The sequence below is a fragment of the Photobacterium sp. GB-72 genome (assembly GCF_003026095.1).
In the GTDB taxonomy this organism is placed as follows: Bacteria; Pseudomonadota; Gammaproteobacteria; order Enterobacterales; family Vibrionaceae; genus Photobacterium.
Genome location: NZ_PYNV01000011.1, coordinates 80,567 through 98,294 on the forward strand (window position 1 = coordinate 80,567; position 17,728 = coordinate 98,294).

Below are 17,728 nucleotides of genomic sequence, written 5' to 3' on the forward strand. Positions count from 1 at the left end.
ACGATATAGTTTGAAATAATAATATTATTGAGATATTTCTTTTAACTTATCGATAATGGGTTTTGACGTAATCATCATTGGCTGTGAATTCTCGAATCCCATTTTATTTTCTTTAACTGTGATTCTGGCTTTTGCTGCGATGAAGGCCATTATAAATGAAGCATTTTGTGCAAGCTGTTCTTTAAAGAAAGCTTCACCAAAATAGGTAAATTCAGAGGTGTTGGTACAACCAAATGATGGTTGGCTTGGATTGCTCGCGGTAATAACTAAAGTATGTAAATCTGCAATTTCATTAGCGAATTGTCCTGAGAAACACGATGAAACCACGACAACTTTCCACTTTATTTTTGACTCAACGAGGGACTTTTTAAGATCTTTAGGTGTTATTAACTCTTTGTGATGCGGCCAAAATTTAGAGTGTAAGCCTTTTTCAAAAGAACCATGTCCTGTCAGAAAAAGAAAAACAATATCTTCATTTTTGTCGATAGTGTTACCAATATTTTTTAATACATTATCAAGATTCGATAGTGTAGCCATCGGAGCTTCATTGATAGTTGATGAGTGATTAATCAATGTGACTGAGCGTCCTTTGGTATCAAATTTGTTATCAAATAACTGTTGTGCATATTTAACTTCTTTACTAAATACGTTCTGACTAGAGTCTGCCGCAAAACCTACAAAATATAAGTCTGTTTTATTTGGGCGTTGTGGTAACAATTTTGAAGTTTGCTGTTCAACTAAAGATGGTTGAGCTAGCAGAAGTTCCTTCGACGCACAGCCTGAAAGAATTGCGAAAGAAAGTGCGATAAGTATTAATTTAGGAACAGAAGTAATGGGCTGAATGGTTGCATTTAACATGTTCTTTATTGATCTTTTTAGTCATTGATAGTTCTTTATACAAAACTGAAGACTTAAATTAGAGCAATAAATACAGTTTATCGAGTGGCTTCACAACCTCATTTGTAATTTATTTATTTACATTGTAAGTATAAAAACTTTGTTAATTAAGGAGCTGAAAGAGTAGGTTTCACGATTATATTTTCTGTAAATAATGAATAAAAAAAGCCGCCATAGTTAGGTAGGGAACTATGGCGACAAAATGGTAATACCTAGGTAGTTAGTCGGATATTACCAATGTAGTAGCTATTTATTAAATCTTATTAGTAAAGGTACGGCTAATTACATCTTGTTGTTGTTCACGAGTCAGTGAGTTGAAACGCACTGCGTAACCAGAAACACGAATTGTTAGCTGTGGGTATTTCTCTGGGTGCTCAACAGCATCAAGTAACATGTCACGGTTTAATACGTTCACGTTTAGGTGTTGACCACCTTCAATGCCATCTGTTGTGCCTGCTGCTTCGTGGTGGAAGTAACCATCCATTAGTGCTGCAAGGTTTTGTTTCTGTGTTTCTTCATCTTTACCTAATGCATTTGGCACGATAGAGAAGGTGTATGAGATACCGTCTTTCGCGTAAGCAAATGGGAGTTTAGATACAGATGTTAGTGATGCAACCGCACCGTTTTCATCACGACCGTGCATTGGGTTTGCACCTGGGCCAAATGGCATACCAGCACGACGACCACAAGGTGTATTACCTGTTTTCTTACCGTACACAACGTTTGATGTGATGGTTAAGATTGATTGTGTTGGAATTGCTTCACGGTACATGTGCATCTTCTGAATTTTCTTCATGAAGCGCTCAACAAGGTCGCAAGCGATATCATCAACACGTGGATCGTTGTTACCGAATTTAGGGTAGTCACCTTCGATGTTAAAATCGATTGCTACGCCATCTTCGTCACGTACTGGTGTTACTTTCGCAAATTTAATTGCTGATAATGAATCAGCAACAACAGAAAGACCTGCAATACCACATGCCATAGTACGGCGTACATCGCGATCCATTAATGCCATTAGTGATGCTTCGTAGCTGTAACGGTCGTGAGAGTAGTGGATGATGTTCAGTGCTGTCACGTATTGTGTTGCTAACCAATCTAACATTGAATCAAAGCGTGGCATTAGTGAATCAAAGTCTAATACTTCATCTTCAATTTTTGCTACTTGTGGGCCAACTTGGGCTTTAGATTTTTCATCAATACCGCCGTTAATAGTGTATAGCAGACCTTTTGCAAGGTTAGCGCGTGCACCAAAGAACTGCATGTGTTTACCAACGACTTGTGGGCTTACACAACATGCGATTGCGTAGTCATCGTTGTTGAAATCAGGACGCATTAGATCATCGTTTTCGTATTGAACAGATGATGTTTCAATTGATACTTTCGCTGCGTACTTTTTAAAGGCAATAGGGAGTTGCTCAGACCAAAGAATAGTCATGTTTGGCTCTGGTGCAGGACCCATTGTGTGTAGTGTGTGTAAGTAACGGAATGTGCTCTTTGTTACTAAAGTACGACCGTCAACACCCATACCAGCCATTGCTTCTGTTGCCCAGATTGGGTCGCCAGAGAACAGTGAATCGTACTCAGGTGTACGTAAGAAACGAACCATACGTAGCTTCATGATGAAGTGGTCGATCATCTCTTGCGCTTCTTGCTCGTTGATCAAGCCGTTTTGAATATCACGCTCGATAAATACATCAAGGAATGTTGATGTACGACCTAGTGACATTGCTGCGCCGTTTTGAGATTTAACCGCTGCTAGGTAGCCAAAGTAAGTGAACTGAATCGCTTCTTGTGCTGTGCGAGCAGGAGCAGACATATCGATGCCGTATTTCAAGCCCATTTGACGGATGTCTTCTAGTGCTTGAACTTGATCTGCTAACTCTTCACGTAGGCGAAGTGTTTTTTCTAGATCATGGCCTTGCTCTAGGAATGCTTGAGTGGACTTGTATTGTTCTTGTTTGTCAGCTTTTAGAAAATCAATACCGTATAGCGCTAGGCGACGGTAGTCACCAATGATACGACCACGACCGTAAGCATCTGGAAGGCCTGTGATGATGCCAGATTTACGACATGCTAGGATTTCTTTAGTGTATAGATCGAAACATGCTTTGTTGTGTGTTTTACGGTAGTCAGTGAAGATCTTCTCTACACTTTCATCCAGTTTGCGACCGTATACTTCACATGAGTTTTTCACCATGCGAATACCACCGTTAGCGATGATTGAACGCTTAAGTGGTTTATCAGTTTGTAGACCTACGATTTTTTCTAGATCTTTGTTGATGTAGCCTGCATCGTGAGAAGTAATTGTTGATGGTAAATCAGTATCGAAATCAACCGGCGCGTGAGTGCGGCTTTCTTCTTTAATACCTTCTAGAACGGTATTCCATAGTGATGTTGTTGTTTCTGTAACATCGGCTAGGAAAGACTCATCCCCTTCATAAGGCGTGTAGTTAGTCTGGATGAAGTCACGAGTGTTAACTTCTTGCTGCCAGTTACCTGCGCTAAAACCTTTCCACGCTTCTAACATTTCTGTAGTAGGGATTGTCATAATGTTTACCTCAATAGGTGATATATGCGAATGCGTTATGATGAAACTGACTCACCATAAACTTAAAATCTGATGTGTGTTGAGCACGATCGGCTGATTTAATTCACTGCTTTGGAAGCCTATTTTTTATTATTCAACAGTCGTCATTTCGCTGTCTTAACTGCTTCTTGGCTTGAGATAAATACTATGATTTATAAGGGTATGAGTAAAATGAATGGTTTTCATTTTTCAAATGCATCTAATGCATACATATGAATAATAAATGATGTATAAATAGATATATGTATTAATAAACAATGTGTTATACGTTTTTTGTATCAATATGATGTTAGAAGCGTTTTGTTGTGTTTACGAACTTTAATTCAAAAAAAGTTTAGACTTATTACATTTTTCTATAATTAGGCCCTGATCCGCTTTCTGGTGGCGTCCAAGAAATGTTCTGAGAAGGATCTTTTATATCGCAGGCTTTGCATTGCAAACAGTTACTTGCATTGATTTGAAATTTCACTTGGTTATTTTCTTCAATAACTTCATAAACACCTGCAGGGCAGTAACGTTGGCTAGGTTCATCAAACGCTTTTAGATGTTGGCTTATTGGTATTTGAGCATCTTGTAATTGAAGGTGACAAGGTTGATCGTCAGGATGGCTAATAGAAGCAAGATAGAGTGAAGAGGTTTTATCAAAGCTTAATTGGTTATCAGGTTTGGGGTAACTTATCTTGTTTGTTTTTGATATAGGCAGTAGGCAAGTATGATCTGGCACATTGTTATTAAGCTGCCATTTTGCACGACCACTAAATAGACTTTGCTCTAAATAGGTTGCAATAGCGCCACTCAGTTGACCGAATTTATGGATATTTGCAGTGGTATTTCTCGCTTGATGAAGTTCATCATACAGCCAGCTACTTTCAAAAAGAGCGTTATAGCAAGGCTCGGTATGGGAATGATCACGAATTAACTCACTGTATACCGCGCTTGCCGCTAACATGCCGGATTTCATCGCGGTGTGGCAGCCTTTTAATTTGTTCATATTCAGGGTACCAGCATCACAGCCTATTAATACACCGCCTTGGAATGACTGTTTGGGTAGGGAGGCTAAACCACCTTTGGTAATAGCTCTTGCACCGTATTCAATTCGTTTTCCGTTTTGAAGAACTTGCGCAAATAGAGGGTGATGCTTTAGCCGTTGAAATTCATCAAACGGGCTAAGGTAGGGGTTACGGTAGTTTAAGTCGGTAATAAGCCCCACTGCGATATGGCTATCATCAAGATGGTACATAAAAGCGCCACCCGTTGAACTTGATTCACTTAGTGGCCACCCCAAACTATGCATAACTCTTCCTTGTTGATGCTGTTGCTTGGGAACCTGCCAAATTTCTTTTATCCCTAATGCGTAATGCTGCGGTTGTTTGTGCTTATCGAGCTTAAGTTGTTTTATTAGCGCTTTTCCTAAATGCCCTCGACTACCTTCGGCAAAAATAGTGTAACGCGCGTTAATCAGCATACTGGGTTGATAGTTTTCTTTTTTGTTACCTTGTTTGTCTAACCCCATTGCTTTGGTTGTAATCCCCTTTACGGTGCTCATGTAAATGGGTAAATCGGCATTATCGCTTGTTACGCTGTCACTCCTTTGGTGTTCAAACTGTATTTTGTCAGCGCAAAAGCCAGGGTAGATTTCGACACCCAATAGCTCGGCTTGTTTTGCTAGCCAACGGCATAACTCACTTAAGCTAACAATATAATGGTCGTGATTTTCAAACACTTTTGGACGTAATAAAGGTGGGATTGAAAATACTGATTGTGAGTTTGTTAACCAATAAAAATCATCATATTTTACTTTGGTGCGGACTGGGCAATCAGTATCTTGCCAGTTTGGTAATAATTCGTTGAGTGCGTGGGTATCAAACAAGGCGCCAGATAAAATATGTCCGCCGATTTCGGCACTTTTTTCTATTACAGCAATAGAGAATGGGCGTTGATGCTCTTTGGCTAATTGAGCAAGCTGGATAGCACTAGCAAGCCCGGCAGGTCCTGCGCCGACTATTAAAACATCAAAAGAGATACTGTCTTGAGCACTTTCTTCCTCTGCCATAGATGACTCCTTTATTGCTTTATTTAACTATAGTCCAGTTGACGTAAACGTAAATTCAACTAGGCTCAAAGAAACAAATACATTCCAGTATTAGCCGTTAAATCAACGACTTCTTATTAGAGGTATGCGATATGGCAGAATCTACAATCCGTATATTAGTGGCGATTAAGCGTGTGGTTGATCCTTATGTAGCGATCCGTGTAAAGGATGATAATAGTGGTATTGACGATCATAATGTGAAGAAAACCATTAATCCTTTTTGTGCAATAGCACTTGAACAAGCCGTACAGTTTAAAGAACAAGGAATAGCGTCAGAGGTCGTTGTTATTTGTATTGGGGATGATAGTTGCAATGAATCATTAAGGACGGCATTAGCACTAGGGGCTGATAGTGCTATTCATATTAATACAAAGCAAACTGAAAGTGACAATGTAACAAATATAACCCCGCTTAAAATAGCTATGCTGTTATCTGTATTAGCGATAGAGAACAAGAGTGATGTGGTGTTAATGGGGAAGCAGTCTATTGATGGCGATAACAATCAAACACCTCAAATGCTGGCAGGAATATTAGACTGCCCACAAGCGACTTATGCTTCAGAGATTAACTATGACAACCCTTCGATATTAGATGAGCTTATTGTGACTCGTGAAGTCGATGGTGGTCTTGAAACTTTGGCGGTTAAAGTTCCTTGTGTGATTAGCTGCGATTTACGACTTAATACACCCAGATTTGCATCACTTCCAAATATTATGAAAGCGAAAGCTAAACCATTAACGACTATTTCGTTGCAAGACTTTATTGAAAAAAATAGCGTGCAGTACCCATCGCTGGAAAATCTGATAAAGACAACGTCTCAAACAATACTTCACTATAACGCGCCAAAACCACGGACAGCTGGGGTTATGGTCGACAATGTTGATGCACTTATTGATAAGTTAAGTCATGAAGTAAAGGTGATCTAATGAAGACAGCAAACATTTTGATTATCGCAGAGCATGATCATCAGAATATTTCGTTAGCTACACGTAAAGTTGTTACTGCGGCAGCTTCATTACAGTGTTTTAGCAAGGGGTTAAGTATCCATATTGTCGTGGTTGGTTTTCAATGTGAATGTGTTGCACAGCAGGCAGCAGAGTTAGCCGATATTGATAAAGTGTTATTGGTGGATGATGTTTGTTATCAGCATGGTTTGGCAGAAAACGTCTCTAAGGTCATTAAGGATATTGCATCAAACTATAGTCATATTTTTATGAGCAGTAGCACATCAGGTAAAGATCTATTGCCGCGAGTATCTGCGATGTTGTGTATAGAGCAATTATCCGATGTGATGGCATTTACTGGTTTAGATGCAGTCGTTCGTCCTATTTATGCCGGTAACGTAACGGTTGAGGTTAAGTCTTGTGAGGCTGTTATGGTGGCAACAATTCGCAGTGCTAGTTTCGAGCCTTGTGGGTTATCGGAGCAACCCGCCGAGCAAGAATTGCTAAAGATAAGTCATTCATTAACTCGAACACGTTTTGTTGACATGCAAACGAGTAACCATGAGCGACCAGATCTTACTACAGCACGTGTTGTGGTCGCAGGTGGGCGAGGTGTTGCAAGTAAAGATGGATTTTTATTGATTGAGCAATTAGCAGATACCTTAGACGGTGCGGTTGGTGCTTCTCGCGCAGCCGTGGATGCTGGATTCGTACCTAACGATTACCAAGTAGGGCAAACCGGGAAAATTATTGCTCCAGAACTTTATATTGCCGTTGGGATCTCGGGTGCAGTTCAACATATTGCTGGGATAAAAGATGCAAAAGTGATTGTGGCTATTAATAATGATCCTGATGCAAGTATATTTTCTTATGCCGATTACGGTTTAGTGGGAGATTTATTCGATTTAGTCCCTGAGCTTTCATCCAAATGTAAATAGGGTGCGTTGAGAATAATTTTTCACATTTTATCTTAAAAGGGATGAGTATGTTTCTTAACCAATACAAGTTATAGAAACTGTTCCTTGTTTAAAAAGCACTCTAAATGATGGCATTTTTGTTATATTTGTAACTTAAATGAAATATTTATAGGTATTCACTAATTATTACTTCCTTTTTAGTTTAAAAGACTAGTAATTTATGGTTAAGTGGTTCATTAATCTACTGTTAAAGTTAAATATTATTTTTCATTATCGTTGTTGTATTTTTATTCTATTTTAAAATCATAGGCTTATTAAAAAACAAATCTTATAGCAATTTAGTGCTAATTTGATATGTGAATAGTTATTCCTTATAAGTAATGCCAGTATTCATTTACTGAATGAAAAACGAATTAAAAGGAATAATTATGAGAAGAGACTCTAGCACATTACTAGGACACCCTAAGGGGCTGTTCTTATTGTTTGGTACTGAACTATGGGAGCGATTTTGCTTTTATGGCATGCGCGCCATTCTTGTCCTTTATTTAACTTCAAAAACAATGGACGGTGGTTTTGGCTGGACAGCAAAAGATGCGCTAAGTCTTTACGCGACTTATACCGGACTTGTCTATCTTACTCCTCTCATCGGTGGCTGGATTGCCGATAACTTTTTAGGACAACGCCGTTGCGTCATGATAGGTGGTGTGGCAATGGCTGCTGCACAATTTGTTCTTGCATTACCTAACTCGGTTGTTGGGGATTCTGCATTGCATGTTTTTTATGCTGGCCTAACGTTGATGATCATCGGTAATGGTTTATTTAAAGCCAATATCTCAACTATGGTTGGTGATCTTTATGATGAAGGTGATAACCGTCGTGATGGTGCATTTACCATTTTCTATATGGGTATCAATTTAGGTTCGCTACTTGCTGGTATTATTGCAGGTACAGCTGTAACAATCTGGGGTTATAAAGCAGGCTTTGCAACTGCTGGTATCGGTATCTGTATTGGTTTAACGCTTCAAATGTTATTTGCACGTCGTTATTTGGGTGATATTGGTATTGAGGCTGCCGCTAAACGTGATGCAGCTAAAAACAAATCAGGTAAAAAAGAGCCATTAACAAAAGTTGAACGTGATCGCTTAAAAGTTATTATGGTCATGGGTCTGTTCGTTATTGTCTTTTGGGCTGGCTTTGAACAAGCCGGTGGATTGATGAACATTTACACCCAACAGTATACAGATCGTATTATTGGCAGCTTTACTGTACCAACAGAGTGGTTCCAATCACTTAACCCGTTCTTCATTATTACTTTAGCGCCTGTTATTGCTTCATTATGGGTAAAAATGGGCTCGAAGGAGCCAAGCTCACCAATTAAATTTGCGGCAGCATTGTTCTTCCTTGCAATTGGCTTTTTATTCATGGTGGGAGCAGCGTTAGAACAAGGTGGCGATTTAACGGTTAAAACATCAATGCTATGGCTTGTAGGTGCGTATTTCTTCCATACACTGGGTGAGCTATGCCTATCACCAATCGGTTTATCGATGGTAACGAAACTTGCACCATTACGCTTATGTTCACTGCTAATGGGGGTGTGGTTCTCGTTTAACGCATTAGCAAACTATGCGGCGGGTATTATTGGCTCACATATTGGCGATGCCGGTGCACTATCTATCTTTGGCGGTATCGCAATTGCTGCAACACTATCAGGTCTTATTCTTATCATGTTCTCTGGTAAGTTAGTTGACTGGATGCACGGTGCAGAAGGCCAACCAACAACGGCAATGAAAGAAGCGGAAGCTAAACTTGCAGAAGCAAATTAAAATTTAAACGATTCATCTCTTCGTTTAGCCCATAGTTAGGAATAGCTATGGGCTTTTTTGTTATAATTTGAAAAGTAACTGTTAGATATTCGAAAATTAATATGGCAGGTATTAGATAAATGATATCGACAAAGGCTTTAATCTTTTAGATGCTAAATAATTATAGAAGTAAAAATGTAACTTTTTACTCTAACCGTGCCGTTTTAAGTAATGGGGAAAACAACAAGAGCTGAACTTTACTTTATCTAAGCCTGCTGAACCACTATCGTCTTTAAAAGACAGTTCTTCATGAGTGTAACCTAAGGTTAAGCGATGATGATCATTAAGTGTTACACCACCATGAATACCTTAAATCGCGCTATTGTCTAAATCTAACTCATCTTTGTACTTGCTGACTTTGCTTCCATTGTGCTTGAAAGTCGTAAACCAAGATCAGCGCCGATAAGGTAATCTTGTTTAACTGCATGCGCTGAAGTAACTGCGAATGCTGAAAAATAAGTGCTAATGGAGTAATAATTTTTTCATGTTTTATTCTATTGTAGATAAATATAAATCCTATTAAAACAGTTGGTTAACTGTTTTCTTGGAAGTCTTTATAATTATCCCTCAAGGAATACACTAATAATTCATTGTTCTTATGTTAATTGGATAGTGTTTTAAATAGACCGGTAGCAATGTTTAACAATCACTACCGATCTTTGTCGACATTAAAGGCTTTTGAGTTTATATATCATCCATGATGTCAGAAGTAAGCTACAAAAAGGTAATGCGACCCATACACCGTCAACGCCAAAAATATGCGCGAACGTAAAGATAAAGATAGAGATCAGGATTAACTTGCCACCAGTTAGTATCGACGCTTCTTTTGCCATGTTAATTGACTGGAAATAGGTTGCACCAATGAGTAATAACCCTTCAAAAGGTAATCCCCAAAAATAAAGGTGCATACCGTTTATCGCAACAGGTTGAAGCAGTTGATTATCACCCGCGAATAAATACACGACATAATCGGGTAAACTATAAAGTATTGTGACGCCAATAAGCGCGACAACAAGGGTAACGGCAAAAGCAAGGTTTCGTGCTTTGATCACACGATCTTTTAAACCTGCACCTGTATTAAAACTGGTGATCGGTTGTGTGCCTAATGCAATGCCTTCGAAAATTAAATAGAAGAAAGCCTCTGTATAACTCACGATGCTGTAGGCAGCAACATGAATCGGTTTACCGACCATCAAGAAAGCTTTGTTGTGTAAAATTAGTACGACAGATAGGTACATGTACATGAGTAAACTTGATGTTCCGAGTTGTAAAATTTGTAAGCAGGTATCAAGTTTAAGTTTTAGGCTGTCCCAATGAATTCGTAGTGCTGATTTGTTGCTAAAGAAATGCTGTAAACACAAGATGCTGGTGGCGGCTTGAGATAGCATTGTGGCAATAGCTGCGCCTGTTAATCCCCAAGGGATCACCACAATAAATAGCCAGTCTAAGAAGATATTCAGCAGACCACCGAAAATCATGATGTAAGTCACGCGTTTGGGTTGTCCATCATTACGTAATAGTGATGAAAATGCCATTGAGATGATGGCAAAGAAACCCATACTGAAGTACCAGAAGAGGTAATCTTCTGCCATTGATAGGATCTCTCCCTTTGCGCCAACCCATTGCAGTATGTCTGTGCCAAATGTGATCCCTAATCCACAAATAATCATTGCTGCTATTAGGCATAAGCTGAATGCGTTACCAACAATATTTCTCGCTTCCTCTGTTTTATCTTCCCCCAGCTTTATCGAAACTAATGCCGATGCACCCATACCAATAAGAGCACCTATGGCGTAAAGAATGGAGCCAATCGGATAGCCAAGTATGATTGCTGCAAGTCCGTCTTCACCAATAAAGTGGCCAACAAACATGCCATCGACAGCAACATAAATGCCGGTGATCAACATGGAAGCGATAGTGGGGAGCGTATAACGCCAAAATAAACGAAAAATAGAATCGTCACGTAATGATAAAGGTTGAGACGATGAGACAGACATAAGAACATTCCGTGTATGGTGATAGGAGATATCACACTAAAACCGTTTAAGTTAAATTACACTTATTCGGTTAGACTAAAAATTTGGCGCATTTTAATCGGAATGGGGAGTTAGTCAATCTTATAAATTGCAGTTAAGAATAGATAACGTAAAACAGGGGATTGATTATCATGACGTACAAAAGGATGTTTAAGAGACATGCTGCCATTTGTTAAATGAAAGCGTTGTTTTACCGACTCAGCAAAACTGCTCTCACTGGGTTGAAGCTTGATTCCTGTTGCAGCATATTCAAGATGATTATCAGGTAATTCACCAAGCCACCAAGCGGGAATTTCCTTACTCGCTTTACTGCGATCGAACCAATGATCAGCAATCACCATAAGGTAATGTTCACCATGAGTAGAAAACTTGTTTTTCACTTGCTCAATAGTATTAAGTAATGCATCTCTACGGGCTTTATTGGCACTAATGAAGTGATGGGCAATCACCCAGATATATGAATGTTCGTGCTGTAAGCAATAGATAGCTTGCGATGCATGTTGGCTTTGATCTGTGCGGGTAATTTTGACAGGTGTGTTTTGTTGGGCACAATTAGCTGCAATACGGCGGCAAAGTGTTTTCGCTAAATGATCTTCTTGCATGCCTCGGCTATGAATCGTTGGGTAGTGTTGCTCACATAGCAACATGCAATCGTGAGCAAATTCCTCAAGGCTCGTTGCTAAAATATCACTGAACAAAATGAATGACCTTCATGAAATAACATACACAACAACTAAAGATGCAAGGAGTTTATCGTAGCATAAAATTTTGCAATGTCATGTAATTCATGAGGTTTTAATAATAAATGACAAGTAGATAAAAAAAGACCTGTACCAATTGGGATTTAGGTACAGGTTACTAGACAGTGAAAAGCATTCACTAAAATTAATAGGTGTTGTGTGGATTAATTTGATGTCGTCGTTTTCTGATCTCTGTTGATACCAAGGTTAGTTAATCCACGTTTAAATTTGTCTCTGCGACTTAATAAAAGCAAGCTTGCAATAACGATATAGATGACTGGTTCAGTAATACCAGATTTGACAGACCATAAATAATGAATTGGGCTCAATAATAAAGCAAGGTATACCCAGTTATGAAGTTTTTGCCAGCTTGTTCCTAATATACGTTGTAACTTCTGAGTAGAAGTCAAAGTCAATAATAATAAAATTAGCCAGCTAATTGCACCAATAGCTAAATACGGACGTTGAGTGATTTCCTCACCGACTAAAGACCAGTCAAATCCTAAGTCAAGCGAGACATAAACACTCAAGTGTAGCAATGCCCAAAAAAAGCTATATAAGCCCAATACTCTCCGTGTTTTTACCAAAGCCCCTTGTTTTAAATACATGGCAATTGGACTAATAAGCATTGTAATAAATAATGTATTCAATGCCGCTTTTCCTGTGAAGTGCTCAATGTCCTTAACTGGATCAGCACCAAAACCACCATTGAATGTTTGGAGAACTAATACAGTAAGAAAGAATAAGCTAACGGCATGAATTATTACTTTCAGCCAAGTAATATGTTGAGGGGTTAGCTTTAAAAAACGCTTCTTTCTTTGAGATTTCATTATTAGTAGTTCCTTTTTAGATCCATGCCTTTATACAAGCTCGCAACAGCATCCGCATAACCGTTAAACATGGTGGTAGGCTGACGTCGACTACTGAATATATTCCCTTCTCCTATAAAACGTTCACTTGCTTGACTCCAACGAGGATGATCGACTGTTGGGTTTACATTGGCATAAAAGCCATATTCATCAGATGCTAAGATGTTCCATGTTGTTGGTGGCTGTTTGTCCGTTAACGTAATACGTACAATCGATTTAATGCTTTTGAAGCCATATTTCCAAGGTACGACTAAACGAAGTGGAGCGCCATTCTGTGGCGGGAGAGTTTTACCATATAACCCAACAGACAAGAGTGTAAGAGGGTGTAGCGCTTCATCAAGGCGTAATCCTTCCACATACGGATAATCAATGCCGCCACCTAATGAGCGAGATGCTTGTCCTGGCATTTGCTTTGGATCATAGAGGGTCTGAAACGCGACATATTTCGCGCGACTAGTCGGATCGGCACGTTTAATAATATCGCTTAAGCTAAAACCAATCCACGGAACATTCATAGACCATGCTTCAACACAACGTAGCCTGTAAATGCGCTCTTCTAATGGAAACAAAGAAAATAAGTCATCATAGTTAAGCGTTAAGGGTTTATTAACAAGGCCGTCAATCTTTACTTGCCATGGATCAGTAACAAAATTTTCAGCCCGAATAGCAGGTGATGATTTATCCGTACCAAACTCATAAAAGTTATTATATTGAGTGATCTTATTTTCCGGTGTGAGTGAAAGCTTTGGATCAGATAACGGTGATTTTATTGTAGAAAGTGGACGTCGGTTATCGATCGTTTTCTGATCGTCATTTGAAAACACATCAAAAATACCCGCCGTTGCATTAGAAGCTAACGGAAGACTTGCTGCTGCAATACCTAACTTTTTTAAAATATCGCGGCGTTGATGATAAATGGACTCTGGCGTGACATCATTTTCACTTAAATCCCATTTGTTTGTTCTCTTAATTAGCATAACGTTCCCTACAAAAATGGCTTAAATTAGTAGACCTGATAAAAGCTGTAAAAATTTCATACGATACAAATTATTTGAAATTTCAATAAACAGTACGTAAGAAGTCTGAGTAGTAGATGCTATATAATGAATTTTTATTTTGGAGGAATGAAGGTGGCAAGACATTCATATGACGCTGATCTTGAACTACAGCATATCTATATTGAAGTGCATGCGGAGCGGTATCATCACCTTAAAGCATTTATAGAAGCGTATTACTGTTTTACCCATGGTGCCGTCACCAAACAAGATAAGCCTGATTGGCAAGCAATTTTTGATGTAGGTATTCGAACAACAAATGCTGCGAAGATCATGGATCGTAAATTGCTTATAAGAGATATGTTAGTGCCGTTATCTGTATTAATTGGTTATATGAAAGCCATGGTAAGAGATGATATTTTGACGATTGAAGCTTTGCGCAATCTATTAAATGAGCAATTGAAGTATGTAGTAATGACTCGTGAAGAATATGCTTATTTATCCAAGCAAGGGCTACGCGATGCAATGCCAATAAGCTTTTACCTACGTGAGCATAAACACTATAAGCAGATTTCAGCACGTTATGATGTGGCAGGTATCACATTAGTCAAGTAGGTCGTATGAAAATACTGCGTATCTATTGATAGTCGTAAATAGCGCATATATTCTTGGCTTACATGTGTACGCTGAATGTAGAGTGATTATAGGATGACAACTCAACAGCAAAAACCCCCTGTACTTTGGTTAAATGTCGCCGTGTTTAGTGTGACGTTACTTGTTGCGATAATTGGTGTTCCGCTTTATGCGTACCAATATGGTTTCGATTGGACACAAATATTAATGTTAGTTGTAGCATTTAGCTTTTGTGGTATGTCTATTACGGCGGGATATCACCGTTTATGGTCACATAAAACTTATCAAGCTAATGCAATGCTCCGTTTCATTTTTGCAATTGGCGGTGCATTTGCTTTGCAAAATAGTATCTTGCATTGGTCTTCAGATCATCGTATTCATCACCGCCATGTTGATAACAATGATAAAGATCCTTATTCAGCGAAAAAAGGTTTCTTTTATAGCCATATTGGCTGGATGTTACGTGATTACCAAGGGAGCCGATACCATGACTACGACAATTGCCGTGATTTACAAAAAGATAAAATAGTAATGTGGCAGCATAAATATTATTTATGGCTGGCGATGGGTACCAATTTTGGTATTCCATTAGCTTTCGGGTTTATTCATGGTGATATTTGGGGGGCACTATTGCTTGTTGGCTTTCTCCGATTAGTACTCAGCCATCATACGACTTTTTTCATCAATTCATTGGCGCATATTTGGGGGTCTCAGCCTTATACTGATAGAAATACCGCACGTGATAACGGATTATTGGCTTTTTTAACTTTTGGTGAAGGTTATCATAACTATCACCATATTTTTGAAAATGACTATCGAAATGGTATTTGCTGGTGGCAGTTTGACCCAACTAAATGGTTGATTAAGGCCTGTTCATGGATAGGTTGGACAAGAAATTTAAAAGTTACGCCTGCTGACCGAATTGAAAAAACCAAAGCAAAAATGCAATTTAAACGAATCCAACAACAATTGAGTAAGATGCCGAACAATGTCGCAAGGCTAACGCAGCTTCAGCAAGAGTATGAAGCTTTGATTGCTAAAATTTCAGATTATTATCAAGCAAAAAAGCGTTTACTGGATCTTGAGAAGCAAAAAATTGCCAATAGCTATGATGATTTTGAGTTTATGCAGCAGTATAAATCTATGCAAGCCCGACTAGAACAACAACGGCGTGCATGGAAAGGTTTGATGCAACAATATACGACGTAGCTTGCTAAACCCCATAGTATTGAAACAGTAATTAAAGAGTTGTTAAGTTTACCGTAACTTAACAGCTCTTTTTTTGTATAAACGGTATAGTAGTATAGATATAATTAATTTTACTATTATTCGCATAGTTAAGTTATGTAACTGATTGATTAAAATGATCTGCTTAATCTAAAACATAACCCTCGCTAGTAGAAATTGCTTATATAAAGTACTATGGATTGTAGAGATTTGTTTATAGTTTGTATTAGAGAGTAATACTGACTATGCAACAAAATGTTTGGGTTTGTTGCAAATAGACTCAGGAATTTTTTAACGGAGACATCGTTTTGTACCGCGCATTGCTTCTTTCACTTACTTGTTTGGTATCTTCTGCTGTAAATGCAATTGAATATCAATTACCAACCGATGGTAGTAATATCGTTGGTACACCTAACTATTACGAAGTACAAAAAGGGGATAGTCTTGCTGATATCGCCAATAAGTATAATGTTGGTTTTTTAGGTATGATGGCTGCGAATAAAGGTATTGATCCTTTTCTTCCTGCTCCTGGACGTTTACTTGAGGTACCAACCAAGGTTGTATTACCAGATGTTGCTCACAAGGGGATTGTAGTCAATCTTGCGGAACTTCGTTTGTATTACTTTCCAAAAGACGATGCATCAAAAGTTTATATCTTCCCTATTGGTATCGGTCGAGTTGGACGTGAAACCCCAAGTATGACAACAAGTATCAATGAAAAAGTGAAGAATCCAACATGGACACCGCCTGCTTCTATTCGTAAAGAACATGCCGCAAGAGGTGATATTCTTCCCGCAGTTGTACCAGCAGGGCCTGATAATCCGTTAGGCGACTATAAAATGCGTTTAGCTTATGGTCATGGAGAATATCTAATTCACGGCACTAATAAAGATTTTGGTATTGGTATGCGTGTTAGTGGTGGCTGTATTCGTATGAACCCATGGGATGTTGAGTGGTTATTTCCACACGTTGCGTTAGGCACACAAGTGCGCATTATTAATCAACCTGTAAAGTATTCAGTTGAACCTAACGGACAGATCGTTGTTGAAGTACATGCGCCATTATCGAAAGATGAATCACAAATGGGTGAAAAGAAAGTTGTAACGGCACCTGCGAAATTGATTGATGACTTGAATTACGATAATGATGCTTATCAGGTACTCACCAAGGCATTAGATAACCAAAGTGGTATTCCTGTTGTTTTAAATTAATTATATTTGAAATGATATCAAACGAGAGCCTATGCTCTCGTTTTTTTTATCTAAATATTGTGTGTAATAACGATGGTGGTGGATTTGGTGAAGCATATGAATAATTGTATTAATAGATGATGTAATATGTGACAGAAGCTTTGAACCCTCATTGTTATTAGGTGAGAGCATATAAGTATACGAATTAAGAGAGTTTAAATTTAACTTATCAACCGTAAGATCGTTTCTTCTACTTAGGTTAAGTTACAAATTAAAACGGGTTAAAGGGAAGTTTTGCTGCTTAGAATAGGGAGCTGAATACTTGATAGAGGCAATTAACGGTAAGTATTAAACAGAGGAATGATTGATACCATGAATGTATTTATTGGTCTTTCTTATGACAAAAAAAGAGATGGCTTATAAAAAGCCATCTCCTTAAAGTACTTAAGCTAAGACAAATTACTTAGTGTAAGAACCAGCAATGTTGTCGATACGCTTGTTAGCACGCATTGCTTCTTGGTAAGCCGCGTCTGATGCTGCACGAGAGTCGTTTACAGCGCTAACGATTTGGTCTTGTTGACCTTGTAGTGCACTTACTTGCTCAGCTAAAGTGTCTACTTTGTTAGTAAGAGTTTGCATTTTGTCTGCTTCAGTGCTTGAACAACCTACTAAAGATGCAGATAGTAGAAGACCAGCTAAGATAGTTACAGTACGTTTCATTTTTTATAAATCTCCA

14 protein-coding genes are annotated in these 17,728 nt (G+C 38.6%); 6 read left to right on the forward strand and 8 right to left on the reverse strand.

The window, feature by feature from the left end; genetic code table 11:
* Positions 1 to 24: 24 nt before the first annotated feature.
* The 3 genes from C9J40_RS13360 to C9J40_RS13370 form a co-directional block, all read right to left on the reverse strand.
* Positions 25 to 858 (reverse strand): C13 family peptidase, encoded by an 834-nt coding sequence (locus tag C9J40_RS13360; protein WP_107247179.1) that lies wholly within the window; start codon positions 856 to 858, stop codon positions 25 to 27.
* Between the two features lie 292 nt (positions 859 to 1,150).
* Positions 1,151 to 3,448, reverse strand: a complete 2,298-nt coding sequence (pflB, locus tag C9J40_RS13365; protein WP_107207221.1) for a formate C-acetyltransferase — start codon at positions 3,446 to 3,448, stop codon at positions 1,151 to 1,153.
* A gap of 382 nt (positions 3,449 to 3,830) precedes the next feature.
* Complete coding sequence (locus C9J40_RS13370) at positions 3,831 to 5,540, reverse strand: electron transfer flavoprotein-ubiquinone oxidoreductase (RefSeq protein WP_107247180.1); 1,710 nt, start codon at positions 5,538 to 5,540, stop codon at positions 3,831 to 3,833.
* Between the two features lie 131 nt (positions 5,541 to 5,671).
* Here C9J40_RS13370 and C9J40_RS13375 point away from each other — a divergent pair, with 131 nt between their 5' ends.
* From C9J40_RS13375 to C9J40_RS13385, 3 genes are all read left to right on the forward strand, one after another.
* Entirely contained in the window at positions 5,672 to 6,505 is an 834-nt protein-coding gene (locus tag C9J40_RS13375) for an electron transfer flavoprotein subunit beta/FixA family protein (protein WP_107247181.1), read from the forward strand.
* Positions 6,505 to 7,461, forward strand: coding sequence for an electron transfer flavoprotein subunit alpha/FixB family protein (locus tag C9J40_RS13380; protein ID WP_107247182.1), 957 nt, complete (start codon positions 6,505 to 6,507; stop codon positions 7,459 to 7,461). The genes C9J40_RS13375 and C9J40_RS13380 overlap by 1 nt, the downstream gene beginning before the upstream one ends.
* A gap of 407 nt (positions 7,462 to 7,868) precedes the next feature.
* Positions 7,869 to 9,263: a peptide MFS transporter gene (locus tag C9J40_RS13385; RefSeq protein WP_107207217.1), complete on the forward strand. Its 1,395-nt coding sequence runs from the start codon at positions 7,869 to 7,871 to the stop codon at positions 9,261 to 9,263.
* Between the two features lie 707 nt (positions 9,264 to 9,970).
* Here C9J40_RS13385 and C9J40_RS13390 read toward each other — a convergent pair.
* From C9J40_RS13390 to msrP, 4 genes are all read right to left on the reverse strand, one after another.
* Complete coding sequence (locus C9J40_RS13390; protein ID WP_107247183.1) at positions 9,971 to 11,299, reverse strand: MATE family efflux transporter; 1,329 nt, start codon at positions 11,297 to 11,299, stop codon at positions 9,971 to 9,973.
* A gap of 110 nt (positions 11,300 to 11,409) precedes the next feature.
* Positions 11,410 to 12,036, reverse strand: a complete 627-nt coding sequence (locus tag C9J40_RS13395; protein WP_233220322.1) for a hypothetical protein — start codon at positions 12,034 to 12,036, stop codon at positions 11,410 to 11,412.
* Between the two features lie 206 nt (positions 12,037 to 12,242).
* Positions 12,243 to 12,908 carry a protein-methionine-sulfoxide reductase heme-binding subunit MsrQ gene (gene msrQ, locus C9J40_RS13400; protein WP_107247184.1) on the reverse strand — a complete coding sequence of 222 codons (666 nt, stop codon included), beginning with the start codon at positions 12,906 to 12,908 and terminating at the stop codon, positions 12,243 to 12,245.
* Between the two features lie 2 nt (positions 12,909 to 12,910).
* Positions 12,911 to 13,924, reverse strand: coding sequence for a protein-methionine-sulfoxide reductase catalytic subunit MsrP (msrP, locus tag C9J40_RS13405; RefSeq protein ID WP_107247185.1), 1,014 nt, complete (start codon positions 13,922 to 13,924; stop codon positions 12,911 to 12,913).
* A 147-nt stretch (positions 13,925 to 14,071) separates the two neighbouring features.
* Between msrP and C9J40_RS13410 the strand changes: the two genes are divergently transcribed.
* The 3 genes from C9J40_RS13410 (at position 14,072) to C9J40_RS13420 (ending at position 17,013) form a co-directional block, all read left to right on the forward strand.
* Positions 14,072 to 14,557 (forward strand): hypothetical protein, encoded by a 486-nt coding sequence (locus C9J40_RS13410; RefSeq protein ID WP_107247186.1) that lies wholly within the window; start codon positions 14,072 to 14,074, stop codon positions 14,555 to 14,557.
* A gap of 93 nt (positions 14,558 to 14,650) precedes the next feature.
* Positions 14,651 to 15,784, forward strand: a complete 1,134-nt coding sequence (locus tag C9J40_RS13415) for a fatty acid desaturase (RefSeq protein ID WP_107247187.1) — start codon at positions 14,651 to 14,653, stop codon at positions 15,782 to 15,784.
* 326 nt (positions 15,785 to 16,110) lie between these two features.
* Entirely contained in the window at positions 16,111 to 17,013 is a 903-nt protein-coding gene (locus tag C9J40_RS13420) for a L,D-transpeptidase family protein (protein WP_107247188.1), read from the forward strand.
* 438 nt (positions 17,014 to 17,451) lie between these two features.
* Here the strand turns inward: C9J40_RS13420 and C9J40_RS13425 are convergent, their stop codons facing one another.
* Entirely contained in the window at positions 17,452 to 17,712 is a 261-nt protein-coding gene (locus tag C9J40_RS13425) for an Lpp/OprI family alanine-zipper lipoprotein (protein WP_107207210.1), read from the reverse strand.
* Positions 17,713 to 17,728: the final 16 nt, after the last annotated feature.

Excerpts from the sequence above, each read along its gene's own strand:
- C9J40_RS13410 (WP_107247186.1), top strand. The coding sequence starts at position 14,072 with ATGAAGGTGGCAAGACATTCATATGACGCTGATCTTGAACTACAGCAT.
- C9J40_RS13360 (WP_107247179.1), bottom strand. The coding sequence starts at position 858 with ATGTTAAATGCAACCATTCAGCCCATTACTTCTGTTCCTAAATTAATA.
- C9J40_RS13415 (WP_107247187.1), top strand. The coding sequence starts at position 14,651 with ATGACAACTCAACAGCAAAAACCCCCTGTACTTTGGTTAAATGTCGCC.
- C9J40_RS13385 (WP_107207217.1), top strand. The coding sequence starts at position 7,869 with ATGAGAAGAGACTCTAGCACATTACTAGGACACCCTAAGGGGCTGTTC.
- C9J40_RS13380 (WP_107247182.1), top strand. The coding sequence starts at position 6,505 with ATGAAGACAGCAAACATTTTGATTATCGCAGAGCATGATCATCAGAAT.
- msrP (WP_107247185.1), bottom strand. The coding sequence starts at position 13,924 with ATGCTAATTAAGAGAACAAACAAATGGGATTTAAGTGAAAATGATGTC.
- pflB (WP_107207221.1), bottom strand. The coding sequence starts at position 3,448 with ATGACAATCCCTACTACAGAAATGTTAGAAGCGTGGAAAGGTTTTAGC.
- C9J40_RS13425 (WP_107207210.1), bottom strand. The coding sequence starts at position 17,712 with ATGAAACGTACTGTAACTATCTTAGCTGGTCTTCTACTATCTGCATCT.
- C9J40_RS13390 (WP_107247183.1), bottom strand. The coding sequence starts at position 11,299 with ATGTCTGTCTCATCGTCTCAACCTTTATCATTACGTGACGATTCTATT.
- msrQ (WP_107247184.1), bottom strand. The coding sequence starts at position 12,908 with ATGAAATCTCAAAGAAAGAAGCGTTTTTTAAAGCTAACCCCTCAACAT.
- C9J40_RS13370 (WP_107247180.1), bottom strand. The coding sequence starts at position 5,540 with ATGGCAGAGGAAGAAAGTGCTCAAGACAGTATCTCTTTTGATGTTTTA.
- C9J40_RS13375 (WP_107247181.1), top strand. The coding sequence starts at position 5,672 with ATGGCAGAATCTACAATCCGTATATTAGTGGCGATTAAGCGTGTGGTT.